The 13178-nt window shown below is 62.2% G+C and carries 13 protein-coding genes, 1 tRNA gene and 1 pseudogene; 7 read left to right on the top strand and 8 right to left on the bottom strand.

The annotated features are described in order from the left end of the window. The first annotated feature begins 93 nt into the window (after positions 1-93). Both VGC77_RS08665 and VGC77_RS08660 read left to right on the top strand, forming a co-directional pair. Complete coding sequence (locus VGC77_RS08665) at positions 94-519, top strand: hypothetical protein (RefSeq protein WP_331171163.1); 426 nt, start codon at positions 94-96, stop codon at positions 517-519. 556 nt (positions 520-1075) lie between these two features. Continuing rightward, positions 1076-1300, top strand: a pseudogene (locus VGC77_RS08660) (site-specific integrase); the annotation flags it as partial. A 4-nt stretch (positions 1301-1304) separates the two neighbouring features. On the opposite strand, the gene VGC77_RS08655 reads toward VGC77_RS08660, so the two are convergent. Further along, positions 1305-1380 (bottom strand) — tRNA-Ile (locus VGC77_RS08655). A gap of 343 nt (positions 1381-1723) precedes the next feature. Here VGC77_RS08655 and flhA point away from each other — a divergent pair. Further along, positions 1724-3958, top strand: coding sequence for a flagellar biosynthesis protein FlhA (flhA, locus tag VGC77_RS08650; RefSeq protein ID WP_331171162.1), 2235 nt, complete (start codon positions 1724-1726; stop codon positions 3956-3958). A gap of 302 nt (positions 3959-4260) precedes the next feature. Then, positions 4261-4461 carry a hypothetical protein gene (locus tag VGC77_RS08645; protein WP_331171161.1) on the top strand — a complete coding sequence of 67 codons (201 nt, stop codon included), beginning with the start codon at positions 4261-4263 and terminating at the stop codon, positions 4459-4461. A 241-nt stretch (positions 4462-4702) separates the two neighbouring features. Here VGC77_RS08645 and VGC77_RS08640 read toward each other — a convergent pair whose 3' ends face one another. The 3 genes from VGC77_RS08640 to VGC77_RS08630 form a co-directional block, all read right to left on the bottom strand. Beyond that, a complete protein-coding gene (locus tag VGC77_RS08640; RefSeq protein WP_331171164.1) occupies positions 4703-5605 on the bottom strand; it encodes an anti-sigma factor in 903 nt (300 codons plus the stop codon). Further along, complete coding sequence (locus VGC77_RS08635; RefSeq protein ID WP_331171160.1) at positions 5605-6153, bottom strand: sigma-70 family RNA polymerase sigma factor; 549 nt, start codon at positions 6151-6153, stop codon at positions 5605-5607. Before VGC77_RS08635 ends, VGC77_RS08640 begins: the two co-directional genes overlap by 1 nt. Positions 6154-6723: 570 nt before the next feature. Continuing rightward, positions 6724-7440, bottom strand: a complete 717-nt coding sequence (locus VGC77_RS08630; protein WP_331171159.1) for a hypothetical protein — start codon at positions 7438-7440, stop codon at positions 6724-6726. 296 nt (positions 7441-7736) lie between these two features. On the opposite strand from VGC77_RS08630, the gene VGC77_RS08625 reads away from it, so the two are divergent. After that, on the top strand, positions 7737-8072 hold the full coding sequence (locus VGC77_RS08625; RefSeq protein ID WP_331171158.1) for a hypothetical protein: 336 nt from the start codon (positions 7737-7739) through the stop codon (positions 8070-8072). A 101-nt stretch (positions 8073-8173) separates the two neighbouring features. Beyond that, the gene (locus tag VGC77_RS08620) at positions 8174-8731 is read left to right on the top strand and encodes a hypothetical protein (RefSeq protein WP_331171157.1); all 558 of its coding nucleotides are present in this window, start codon (positions 8174-8176) and stop codon (positions 8729-8731) included. Between the two features lie 188 nt (positions 8732-8919). On the opposite strand, the gene VGC77_RS08615 is transcribed toward VGC77_RS08620, so the two are convergent. From VGC77_RS08615 to fliI, 3 genes are all read right to left on the bottom strand, one after another. Next, a complete protein-coding gene (locus VGC77_RS08615; protein WP_331171156.1) occupies positions 8920-9240 on the bottom strand; it encodes a hypothetical protein in 321 nt (106 codons plus the stop codon). Positions 9241-9425: 185 nt separating this feature from the next. Further along, positions 9426-9845 carry a flagellar export protein FliJ gene (gene fliJ, locus VGC77_RS08610; protein WP_331171155.1) on the bottom strand — a complete coding sequence of 140 codons (420 nt, stop codon included), beginning with the start codon at positions 9843-9845 and terminating at the stop codon, positions 9426-9428. 109 nt (positions 9846-9954) lie between these two features. After that, a complete protein-coding gene (fliI, locus tag VGC77_RS08605; RefSeq protein WP_331171154.1) occupies positions 9955-11280 on the bottom strand; it encodes a flagellar protein export ATPase FliI in 1326 nt (441 codons plus the stop codon). Between the two features lie 370 nt (positions 11281-11650). Between fliI and ctrA the strand changes: the two genes are divergently transcribed. Then, a complete protein-coding gene (gene ctrA, locus VGC77_RS08600; protein WP_044414657.1) occupies positions 11651-12352 on the top strand; it encodes a response regulator transcription factor CtrA in 702 nt (233 codons plus the stop codon). Between the two features lie 175 nt (positions 12353-12527). On the opposite strand, the gene VGC77_RS08595 is transcribed toward ctrA, so the two are convergent. Beyond that, on the bottom strand, positions 12528-13178 hold a 651-nt coding region (locus tag VGC77_RS08595; RefSeq protein ID WP_331171153.1), incomplete at its 5' end, for a protein-glutamate O-methyltransferase CheR.

The raw sequence follows: 13178 nt of genomic DNA, 5'->3' as shown, positions 1-13178 counted from the left end.
GAGCCTAGTGTGAACGAATCATCGCTCGCCCTGGGCATTTTTCGGTGACTGGAGAGCGTCTTTGCTCCCCGCCTTCTTCTTGAGGCAGGTCGCATGATCACCGCAGAAGAGTGCAGAACCTACGCGAGGCAGAGCAAGCTGCTGGGGTCGATCGATATCCCGACCGACCACTCCATATTCCATTCAATAATGTCGCTCAAATGGGACGCCCTCGCAGATCAGATGGATCGCGATAACGTCCAAACCGCAGCTGCGGCGGTCGCGATTCGGTCTTCTGCGATCCTTTGTTGTGCCAAGTGTGAGGCAGCGCCAGTCATGAGCCTCCACAAAATCCACTTCGCGATATTCGGCGGTCAAAGCACAATTACCTACAGATGCGAGACCTGCGCCTCCGAGAAAACCGAGACGAAGAATAGCGCGATCTATTCACCCCCTCCTCGCGCCGCCGCGATCAGACCTGCCGCCGATTACATCGACAACCCGGCGGCCAACCTGCACGATATCAAGGCGCGAGAGTGAGGCGTAGACCTCATCACGAGCTGCCGATTCTCCGAAATGAAGTCGCAAAAATCGCCCTGCTTCTCCACGACAGGCGCCTACGGGTCCACCCTCACGTCGCAGCGCTCACACCTGAAATTTGGACCATACTCAGTGAGGCTAAGCACAAAGCCGCTTGGTGTGCTGTGAACGATTGGGATACTGAGGTCATCGGCCTGCGACAGGCTGGCTAAGCCAGTCTTGCCACACTTCGGGCACCGTAGCTCTTCCTGCCATTGGTCCGCCATTAGGGAAATATGATCCAGCGGGATCCCGGTTTCCAGCGAAAAGCAATCTGCCACTGGCACAAAAAGCCGCCGGCCCGTTAAGGACCGGCGACTCATCTTCACGACGACATCTAAATGCAGGTTGGCGGATGGTCCGCCGCCCGGTCCAGCACCTGCAACCGGGTCACACCGCACCGCCGGCATTTCATCCAACGCTGCCATCGGAGTTCATCGTCGGGCGGCAGGTTCGGCCGCTGGGCCTGGTGCCAGTCCATCACCACCTCGCCGTCGTGATCGAGATCGGCGCAGGCCGGTACACCGCCGCGACATGGTTGATGCAGCGCCGTGCCGATCCCTGGCAGGCGTCGGGGTTTTTGGGCATGTCGGTGAAGGTGCTGCTCGACACCTAGGGTCATCACCACCCGGACTACATGCGCGAAGCAGCGCACGCGATCACGTCGAAGGACCCTGTATCGGTGGTTGAAACGGTGGTTGACCTAAATGCCCACCGCCAAAATTTCCGTAAGGCATTGTAATCGTTGGTGGGCCCGGCAGGACTCGAACCTGCAACCAGACCGTTATGAGCGGTCGGCTCTAACCATTGAGCTACAGGCCCCCGTGGCCGGCGCGGCCGACGGTGCCGACACCCCTTACAATGCCCGCCCGGTCGCGGCAATTGCGACGTGGCAGCCCGGGCGGCTTCCCGTGGCTGCCCCGAGCGGCCGCGGTGAGCTGCCAGGCCGGCGCCTGCGGCGGTGGCTCCAAGCGTGCCCCGGTTCTGTGCCCTGGTTCTGCAGCGGCGGCAGCCGCGGATCGGTGCGCCGAGCCCGACCACCAGCTACGCCGCTGCGCCGCCAAGCCACCACGCTGCCGCCGCGTTAACGCTTTCCTAACCATGCACAGGGCAAAAATTGCCTAGCGAGTTGAGCGTCGTCGACCGCGCGAATACGGGGCTGCCCGTGGACGCCCGTGCGGTGCCTCACCTTCAAGCCGGCGGCGCTTCGGCCGCGGCGCAGGCGTTTGGCACCCGCGGGCGACCATCGCGGGGGGAAGCGGCGACGATGTCGGATGTAGCGGCGGGACAGGGCGGCGCCAAGGGGATGCAGATCCCCAGCCTCGGCGAACTCGGCACCATGCTGAAGCGCGGCGATCTGGCGCTGGCGTTCGGCGTGCTGACCATCCTGGTCGTGCTGATTATGCCGCTGCCGTCGATCGTGCTTGACCTGTTCCTGGCGATCTCGATCACGCTGTCGATCCTGATCCTGATGACCGCGCTGTTCATCCAGGCGCCGCTGGAATTCTCCTCGTTCCCGACCATCCTGTTGATTTCCACGATGTTGCGGCTGTCGCTCAACATGGCCTCGACGCGGCTGATCCTGTCGCACGGCCATGAAGGCACCGCCGCCGCCGGCCACGTCATCGAGGCGTTCGGCAATTTCGTGATGGGCGGCAATTTCGTCATCGGCATCATCGTGTTCGCGATCCTGGTGATCGTGAATTTCGTGGTCATCACCAAGGGTTCCGGCCGCATCGCCGAAGTCGCCGCGCGGTTTCAATTGGATTCGATGCCCGGCAAGCAGATGGCGATCGACGCCGATCTGTCGGCCGGATTGATCGACGAAAAGACCGCGAAGGCGCGCCGCAAGGATCTGGAAGACGAAAGCGGCTTCTTCGGAGCGATGGACGGTGCCTCGAAGTTCGTCCGCGGCGACGCCGTCGCAGGCCTGCTGGTGGTGTTCATCAACGTGATTGGCGGCATCATCATCGGCGTCGCCCAGCAGGGGCTCTCCTTCAGCGAGGCGGCGCGCACCTACACGCTGCTGACGGTCGGCGACGGCCTGGTCACCCAGGTGCCGGCGCTGATCGTCTCCACCGCCGCCGGCCTGTTGGTGTCGAAAGCCGGCGTCTCCGGCGCCGCCGACAAGGCGCTGATGAAGCAGCTGTCGGGCTATCCGCAGGCGCTCGGCATGTCGGCCGGCGTGATGCTGGTGCTGGCGACGCTGCCCGGCATTCCGATGCTGCCGTTCCTGATCCTGGGCGGCGGCGCAGCCGCGCTGGCGCTGTCCGCCGGCAAGCGCAATCGCGCCGCCAAGGTGACCGAAGAGCGCGAAGCCAATGCCCCAGCCGCGGCGGCCGCAGCCGCCAGCGCCGCCGAGGAGGAGCCGATCCAGGCCTCGCTGAAGATCGACGACCTCAAGATCGAGCTCGGCTACGCGCTGCTGCCGCTGGTCAACGGCCCGGACGGCACCGATCGCCTCACCGAGCAGATCAAGGCGCTGCGCCGTTCGCTGGCCGTCGAGATGGGCTTCGTGATGCCGTCGGTGCGGATCCTCGACAACGTGCAGCTCGAGGCCAACAGCTACGTCATCAAGATCAAGGAAGTCGACGCCGGCACCGGCCGGATCTGGCCGAACCAGTTCATGGTCATGGACCCCGCCGGCAACCAGGTCGCGGTGCCCGGCATCCACACCACCGAGCCGACCTTCGGGCTGCCGGCGACCTGGGTCGACGCCAGCCTCAAGGAAGAGGCGACGATGAAGGGCTACACCGTGGTCGACGCCGCCACCGTGCTGTCCACCCATCTCACCGAACTCTTGAAGAACAACATGTCCGACCTGTTGTCCTACGGCGAAACCCAGAAGCTGTTGAAGGAACTGCCGAAAGAACAGGGCGAACTGGTCAAGGACATCGTGCCGTCGCAGATCACCGTGTCCGGCATCCAGCGCGTGCTGCAGCTGTTGCTGGCCGAGCGGATCTCGATCCGCGACCTGTCGACGATCCTGGAAGGCATCGCCGATGCGCTCGGCATTTCGCGCAACCCCTCGACCATCGTCGAGCATGTCCGCGCCCGGCTGGCCCGGCAGATCTGCGCGCAGAACACCTCCTACAACGGCTATCTGCCGCTGATCGCGCTGTCGGCGAAGTGGGAGCAGGCGTTCGCCGAATCCATCATCGGCCAGGGCGAGGATCGCAGCCTGGCGATGCAGCCGTCGAAACTGTCGGAGTTCATGACCGTGGTGCGCGACAAGTTCGAACAGGCGGCGCGCGAGGGCGAGGCGCCGGTGCTGGTGACTTCGGCCTCGATCCGCCCCTTCGTGCGCTCGCTGGTGGAGCGCTTCCGGGCGCAGACCACCGTGCTGTCGCAGGCGGAAATCCATCCCCGCGCCCGCCTCAAGACCGTCGGCAGCGTCTGAAGCCGCGGCTTTTCCGCCACAGCCAAGCGGTTTCGGCGGTGAGCGCAGCTTGACGGCGTGCTGCCAGCGATCCAGGGCATCGCCGGCGAATCAAATCAATCCATTGATTTAGCTAATCAATTCACGGAAGAAATCGGCCACGGCGATTTCCGATCGCGGTCGTTCACGACTTTTCACTGCTTTGTGATTGCCTCTTAGGAACGAAACGCAGGAATCTTACGTTTCCTACCGCGAGACGTTGAACCGGCCATTGGATGGGTAAGACACATCGCAAAAGGCGGAGAAACGGCAGGAGGCTACCGATGAATCACTCGATTTACAGCGCCGACCGGACCACCCACCTGAAGATCGTGGTGGTCGCTCTTGTTGCCGGCATCGCGGTGGCCGGATTTGGCATCTCCGCCCGCGTCAATTCGAATGATTCCTACAGCCAGACCGCGCGGGTCATCAAGGCCGGCCAGCCGGTCACGGTGACCAGCTCCGCCACCTCGATGGTTCGGTAACGACCTGATCTCACTCGATGGTTCGGTAACGACCTGATCTCATTTGCGAATTCACGCGGTGCCGTCCAGCCCCCGGCGCCACGTGATGTCTAGGAAACTCCACTCCCCCAAGTGGACCTAAGACGGAAAACGCCCGCGCCCCACGGGCGTTTTCTTTTTGTGGCAAGCGTCGCCCAGCCAAATTTTCGCGCGAAAATCTTGCGGCAAACCCAAGGCAGGCCCTGCCGGTCAAAAACGCGCCTTAACGCGCCGGCGCGACCGGCGGCACGGTCTCGATCAGCTTGCCGGTGAACACGATCGGCCCGGTGGCGACGCCGGTCGGCGAACCGCCCTCGGGCTCCACCGTCACCGCATAGGTCGCCTTGCTCACGGTGTCGCTGTCGAACGCCGCCAGCGCCGCGCGGATGGTGAAGTCGTCGCCGCCGATCACGCCGAGCGAGCGCGGCCGCTGCAATTTGTCGGACACCAGCCACAGCTCGTAGCTGCGGCCCGGCTCCTGCTCGGCGCCGACCTTGCGCACGGTGAATTCCTTGCTCGCGGCGTTGACGGTGAGAATGAACGCCGGCGAGGCGGCGTCCTTCTGCAGCAGCGCGACATATTGCGCCGGGATCGGCGGCGGCGCGCCGGCAACCTGCACCACCTGGGTGCGGATCGCCGGCCGCAATTCGTTCGGCAGAATATCCGGATAGGCGAGCTGGGCGACGATGATCGCGAACAGGCCAGCGGCGATCGCGCCGATGCCGGTGGCGCCCCACTGCCACATCTTGGCGCGGAACGCGAAATGCACCACGCGCTTGGATTCCGGGCTGAGCCCGGTGGGGGCCGCGGCGTCCGGCGCCGCGGGTTCGGCTGGCGTCGCCGCCGCGGGTGTCGCGGGTGTCGCCGGCAGCGGCGGAATTTCCAACGCGTGCTGCGCGCCGGACAGCCCGGCGGCGCGTTGGATGCGCTCCCAGACCTCGGGCGCAGGCTCGACCGCGTCGACCATCTGGTTGAGCGCGCCGAGCCTGCGCTCCCAGGCCTCGACGATGGCGGCGAAGTCGTTGTCGACCGACATCATCGATTGCACCTGGGCGCGCTCGTCGGCGTCGAGCGTGCCGAGCGCGTATTCCGCGGCGAGCGCGATATGATCTTCGCTGTAGTCCATCATGCCAATCCCAGACACGCCCGGATCTCCAACAGGCTGCGGCGCAGCCATGTCTTCACCGTATTCACCGGCGTATCGAATTTCGTCGCCAATTGGTCCCGGCTCAAGCCGTTGTAATAGGCCAATAGCACCAATTTCTGCCGATCCGGCTCGAGCCGGCCGACGCATTCCAACAGCCGCTTCAATTCTTCGGTCATCTCCCGGCGCGCCAGCGGATCCGGGGTGTCGGCGGCCACATCGAGCGCCGCCGGCTCTTCCTCGATCGAGACCTCGCCGCGCTTGCGCACCACGTCGATCGCCCGGTTGCGCGCGATCGACACCATCCAGGTGATCGGCGACGCCACGCCCGGATTGAACGACCCGGCGCTGTTCCAGATCTTGACGTAGGCTTCCTGGATCACCTCTTCCGCGAGGTCCTGACGCCGCAAGATACGCAGCACCACGCCGAACAGTTTCGCGCGCGTCGCAGCATAGAGCCGCTCGAAGGCGAGCTCGTCGCCCTTCGACACGGCGGCAAGCAGCCAGACCAACTCAGCCGGCGTCAGCATTTAACGTCCCCCAAGGCGATACCCCACCGCCCTCTGCGCGCCGCCCCGCGGCGCTCCCTCCTAGCATAAACTGCGACCCTGGCATCCACCAACCATCGGGGGAGAAGGGGTGTGGATAGGCAGAGATGCCAATGCCGGGGCTTGGGCGCGGCCTTCAGGGGCGAGCGAGATTTCAGATTTACCCCTCCTCGTCATCTCATCCGGCAAGGCATGAGGGCCAACCATGCCGGAAATGGCTTCGGAGCAGGAGGCGCCGTCGTCTCCGGTGCAACCGAAAGCGGGCAATCGCATAAGATGCTTTCAGCCTCGCGTCGGATCGCCGCGATCACGCACGGCCCCTCCGCGAGTCGTCCCGGCGCAGACCGGGACCCATAACCCCTGGCGCCCGCGATGAAGGGCGACCGCTCCGCGAAACCGCAGCTCCGCGCGGTCGAATATGATTCGATCTTTACTCGCGACTCGTCGAGCGAGAGTGATCCATTCACCTATCTCGCTGACCGGGTGGCGGATCAGTGGTCTGATGACGTCGAGCAAGTAGCACGCAAGCTGTACAATGCTGTCGAGCGCTCGCTAATCCACCTCTGTCTTGCCGTCGTCTTTCTCCGAAGCGACCTTTTCTATTGTCGCTTCCGCGCGACAAATGAGCTCTCCAAATGCCTGCGAGGCACAATAGTATTCCTCCTCCTTACCCGTACGAGACGCTCCGTCTGGTATAAGAAGCCCTCGGCTTGCGATTTCCGCCAGGGCGTCGATAAGGCGATCTCCATCGATTCCCTCGCGATTGTCTGGATCATTCGCTAAACCCGGAGCAGAAACGTAGGTTCGCGAACCGGCAGGAGTTGCTCGCGTAGGGGATTTGAGAGATACGTTTATCAGGGCAATGACCTGAAGCTCTGTTTTGGTGAGTCCTTCAAGCCGTCGCGCCATCCGTGAAACCGCCGGCACATCCGGCACATCTTGCTTTAGCTCGTTTGCTATGAAAGCAGACAACACACGCAAGTTGTGTTCATATTCACCTTCTTTCGCTGCTTCGAAATATCGGTAGGCCATGGGCACGAAAGCTATCTGCTTTTCCTCCGACAGTTCTGTGATTTGCTGTGCGCGCATCTCATCTACAAGCACTTGCTGGGGGCGCTTGACAAATCGGTCGACAGTGAAATTCAGCACCGGGCCTACAAGGCCCGCGCCTGGGAAAAAGAGGTTAGCTACGCCGGACCCGATGCCGATTGTGAGCTTGCCGAGGTCGGTTACGAGGCCGGTTGATTTCTGTTTGGAGGTGTCGGACATGTGTCGGGCCATACCTCGTTCGTTGAACCGATTTTAGCGAGCGATACGAAATCCGCAATGGGTCACTAGTACGCGTAGGGTGGGCAAAGGCGCGCTTGCGCCATGCCCACCTCGACTACATGACACGCGCCTTTGCGCAATCGCGGTGGGCACGCTTTCGCCGTCGCTCGAAGCGACAGCGCTTTGCCCACCCTACGTTGCTACTATTTTAATCCTCAATCCACGTCAGCTACCATCCGGACTGCGAGTGGACTACGATAGCGGAAATTGAAGCTGAGTGAGGTCGCAGAAGGGCAATGGATACGATCACCAGAACGATCGCCGGATCCGCGGGTGTTTGGATCGCCGTGGTCTGCATCGTAGGCCTAGTTTCGGTTGGCCTCGGCCTCTATTGGCTCTTTAGCAAGCAGGCCCGATTGAGGTTAGCTGAGTTGAGAAAGAAGCTCGATGATCTTGAGCCGACCGATCCTGAATACGGCGCTGTCAGGGCGCTTTATACCTCGATGTTGATAGATGCGGAGCGCTGGGATTTTCTTCCTTCTGAATCTGGATCAAGCGATCATAGCGAGAGCACTCATGACAGCGGCGGCGGTCATATCGGCGATGGAGGCGCTGGTGGCGATCATCACTGATGGCCTCTCGTGCCGGATAAGCAGGATCGTGAGCATAGAAATTTTGAGGACTCAACGATGAAGGTGCGTACCGTATCCATACTCGCTATTGAGTTGCTATCATGAGTACCGCGCCCGCCAGATGGATCGCCTCTTGGATCAGGCGCCTTAGGCGAGAGGTCTCTCTCAACGAAATCATCAAGCTGGTATCCACGCGACTGCAGACCGCTGACCCGGGAAATCAATATCACCTGACATTCGAGCTTGTCCTGCTCCTGGAAGAGACTGGTCGGTATAAGGAGGCGATCCGGCACGGAGACCAAATGATCGAGCAGTTTCCGAATGATGTGCGGTTCCCCATTATTAAGGCTTCGAGCTATTTGTATTATTTTGCAAACTTCGAAGAGGCTCTGACCTGCATCGACTTCACGCTACAGAGAGCATACCGCACCGGCTTCTTCCGAAGAGAAGCACTTGGTGTGAAGGCGCGGATACTTTTACAACTTGGGCGTGGCGAGCAGTTGTCCAAGGTGCTTAATGAAATCATGTCACTCGAGATGATCGAAGGTGTTCCCGATATTGGACCCGAACGCGATTTCGTCGATCAAGCGCCGTTAGGCCTAATCAAGGAAGATGTCCTGATCCGTTACAATCAATTTCGACCAAAGCGGGCGGAATGATAGGTCGGGTACGTAGCGTAGATGGCATAGCGCATTCTGCGATCCGCCTCGATCGCGACGCCGCTTCACGCCATAATGGTGGGCACGCTTCGCTGTCGCTGTTCGAGCGACGGCGCGCTTTGCCAACCCTACGTCGCTACTCCGTCCGTGTTGGCCCAATAATAATCGGATGAGAGTACGGTGAGACACTAAGTGTCTGACCTGAAAGGGTCATAGAAGAATAGCGCAATCACCCAGACGACGAGCAAGAATACGAGGATTACCTCGATGGTCACGACTGCGATGAAGAAAATGATCGGGTGTTCGGATAACGCGAGCGAATGGGTGACCCCGAACCGTGAGATCGACATGACCTCATTGTGGTAGAATGCGGCCGGTCCGGCGAATATGCCGATGCAGAGGATGGCAATAAGACCCCATTGCTTCCATCTCGGCCACGACTGGTGGTGAGCCGCGAACTCGTCAAACTTCTGCCAATCGAGTTTGAGGCGAAGGAAGCGCTTGGACATATCTTACATCGCTTGCTACGGGACGGTCGGCGACAAAGCCTTTGGCTCCTCCCGAAGCAATCTTCGGCGTGGTCACCCCCAGCTTCCCATCGGAATAAGGGGTGCCCACGAGGGGCGAGTGCAACTCCCCGCTTATCCTAAGGGCGGGCCTTCCGCCCTGGGTGTTTAGGCCGGTGGCGCGTTGCTCAGGCGACCACGCCGAGCCGCGCCCGCATCAAGCCGATGCTGTCGAGGTCGGCCTGTTCGCGGGCACTTTCCTCGGCGCGTTCGCGGGCCTGGTCGCGCTCGTCCAACAGTTCGACCTTCTTCAATTCGTCGAACGCTTCGTTGAGCTGGCTGCGGGCATCCTCGAGCTGGATGCGCAATTCGTCGGCCGAGCGGGTGAGGTTTTCGCGGCGCTGGATCGCGGCCTTGGCATAGGTCGGATAGGCGAAATGCGTCGGGTCGTTGATCCCGGCGCGCTCCTGTTCGGACTGGATCTCGCGTTCCAGATCGACCGACATGCGCTGGAAATCGGCGATCATGCCTTCGATCTGCGCGACCCTTCGGCGCTTTTCATCGACCTGAAACTTCTTCAGGCGGATCAGGGTTTCGCGTGACTTCATCGACTTAATACTCCCCAGAAGTCCCAATCTGACGCGGGACGAGCCGGCAGTCCCGAACCGGGCCTCGCCGGCAACGCAAGTGCTTCTGCAGCATGATGGCGTGACAAAGTTAGCGTTCCGTTTCTAAATTGCCGAGGATTTGCTGCAACTGGGCGTATCCCGCATGCAGCGCGGTGGCCTCTTCCTTGCCCTGGCGCAGAAAATCCTCCAGCGGCTGGTGCAGCCGGATCGCTTCGTCGACCTCGGGGCTGGAGCCGGCGCGGTAGGCGCCAAGCCGGATCAACTCCTCCATGTCGGCATAGGTGCCCATGATCTGCCGGGCGCGGCGGATGATCGGCAGATAGGCCGGATCTGCGGATTTCGGCATGGTGCGGGACACCGACTTCAGGATGTTGATCGCCGGATAGCGGCCGCGCTCGGCGATCGCCCGCTCCATCACGATATGGCCGTCGAGAATGCCGCGCACCGCGTCGGCGACCGGCTCGTTATGGTCGTCGCCGTCGACCAGAACGGTGAAGATCCCGGTGATGGTGCCGTCATTGAGGCCGGGCCCGGCGCGCTCCAGCAGCTTCGGCAGTTCGGTGAACACGGTCGGCGTATAGCCCTTGGCGGTCGGCGGCTCGCCGGCCGACAGCCCGATCTCGCGCTGCGCCATGGCAAAGCGCGTCACCGAATCCATCAGGCACAGCACGTCCTTGCCGTCGTCGCGGAAATATTCGGCGATCGCCAGAGTCAGATACGCCGCCTGCCGCCGCATCAAGGCCGGCTCGTCGGAGGTCGCCACCACCACCACCGAGCGCGCCAGGCCTTCGTCGCCGAGATCGTCCTGCAAAAACTCCTGCACCTCGCGGCCGCGTTCGCCGACCAGGCCGATCACCGAGACGTCGGCGTCGACGTTGCGCGCCAGCATCGACAACAGCACCGACTTGCCGACGCCGGAGCCGGCGAAGATGCCGAGCCGCTGCCCGCGGCAGCAGGTCAGAAAGGTATTCAGCGCCCGCACCCCGAGATCGAGCGGCGCGCCGACCCGTTTGCGGGAATGCGCCGGCGGCGGCGAATTGCGGAACGTCATCGGCGAGGTGCCCTGCAACAGCGGCCCCTTGCCGTCGATCGGCTCGCCCATCGCATTGAGCACCCGGCCGAGCCAGGCCGGCGACGGCCGCACCTGCGCCGCGGCATTGGCGATCACCGCGCGGCAGCCGCGCCTCACCCCCTCCAGCCCGGCGAACGGCATCACCACCGCGTTGTTGCCGTTGAAGCCGATCACCTCGCAGGGGATGAAGCGGCTGCCGCCGGTCTCCACCACGATCCGCGCGCCGACCGACATCGCATGGATCGGCCCGGCAATTTCCACCATCAGCCCGCGCACGCCGACCACCCGGCCATACATCATGACGCCGTCGAGATCGCCGATCTGCTCCGCCAGCGCCTTCATTGCGAAAGCCTTAAGTTTCCTCGGTTCGCAGCCGGATCCTTAACCTGCTGTTTACCCGCATCGTTAATCATTAGCACACTGTCTTTGGCTGGCTGAAGGCGCGCGCCCCACAGAACGAAGGGGCAAATCGCGAGAGTCGTTTCGAAGCGACTCTTAATGTGGAACTTGAACTGGTACGGATACAAAAAGCTTCTTGTGCGCAACATCTTACGTCGATTCGATAAAAATTGCACGGATAGAGCTTGCGAACACGAATCAGGTTTTGTTAACCATATGACGTCAGGATCCGAATCAGTTGTTCAAAGGCGTTTCCAGTGCCGCAGGTAGTGCGGACGCCTGACGCCCGGAGCGGCGCTTAAAGGGGACTGGCATGCGCGTATTGCTGATTGAAGATGACAGCGCGACTGCGCAGTCGATCGAACTTATGCTCAAATCCGAGAGCTTCAACGTCTATACAACCGATCTCGGGGAAGAGGGCGTCGATCTCGGCAAACTCTACGATTACGACATCATCCTGCTCGATCTGAACCTGCCGGACATGTCCGGGTATGACGTTCTCAAGCAGCTGCGCGTCTCCAAGATCAAAACCCCGATTCTGATCCTCTCCGGCCTCGCCGGCATCGAGGACAAGGTCAAAGGGCTCGGCGTCGGCGCCGACGACTACATGACCAAGCCGTTCCATAAGGATGAGCTGGTCGCCCGCATCCATGCCATCGTCCGCCGCTCCAAGGGCCACGCCCAGTCGGTGATCCAGACCGGCGACCTCGTCGTGAATCTCGACACCAAGACGGTGGAAGTCGGCGGCCAGCGCGTGCATCTGACCGGCAAGGAATACCAGATGCTGGAGCTGCTCTCGCTCCGCAAGGGGACCACCCTGACCAAGGAAATGTTCCTCAATCATCTCTATGGCGGCATGGACGAGCCGGAACTGAAGATCATCGACGTCTTCATCTGCAAGCTGCGCAAGAAGCTTGCCAACGCCTCCGACGGCCGCAACTTCATCGAAACCGTCTGGGGCCGCGGCTATGTGCTGCGCGAGCCGCACGAAGAAGAAGTCCGCATCCCCGCCTGATCCCCTTCAAGGAGAGCCTGACCAGCTCTCGCCTCCCGACTGAACCCCGCCGCAAATGGCGGGGTTTTTGTTTGGGGGAATGGGCCGGGCCTGACGGCGTACGCAACCGGGCAAGGGCGAAGCCGGCAGCTCCGCCCCTGCAGCGCCGGTCGATGCGGCTTCGGTCGCCGGAGGATCAGCCGGCTTTTGCCGCGACCAGCCTCGGCGCCTGCGCCGGCACGATCGACGGGGCGCGCATGGCGGTCGGGCGGTACAGCCCGCGCCGCTCCGGGTGCGGTTTGAAGGCGTCGCTGAGGCCGACCACGGTTTCGGCGGCGCCCAGCGCCAGGTAGCCGTCGGGCTCCAGGATCTTGGCGATCTTGTTGAAGATCGCGATCTTGGTCGGCTGGTCGAAATAGATCAGCACGTTGCGGCAGAACACCATGTCGAAGCTGCCGAGCTGGGCGAAGTCGTGCAGCAGATTGAGCTGGCGGAACTGCACCATCGCGCGCAGTTCGGGCGCGATCTCCCAGACCTCGCCGACCTGCTTGAAATACTTCACCAGCATCTGGATCGGCAGCCCGCGCTGCACCTCGAACTGGCTGTAGATCCCGGACTTGCACTTTTCCAGCACCGCCGGCGACAGGTCGGTGGCGACGATCTCGACCCGCCAGCCCGAAAGCCCGGCGAATTCCTTGACGCACATCGCGATCGAATAGGGCTCCTGCCCGGTGGAGGAGGCCGCGCACCAGATCCGCAGCGAGCGGCGGCCGGCGCGCGCCTGCATCAGCGCCGGCAGCACCGCCTGGCGCAGATGATCGAACGGGATCTTGTCGCGGAAGAAGAA

This window comes from Rhodopseudomonas sp., from assembly GCF_036404135.1.
In the GTDB taxonomy this organism is placed as follows: Bacteria; Pseudomonadota; Alphaproteobacteria; order Rhizobiales; family Xanthobacteraceae; genus Rhodopseudomonas_A.
The sequence above is the reverse complement of the archived record's forward strand: the minus strand, read 5'-3'. Positions and strand labels throughout refer to the sequence as shown.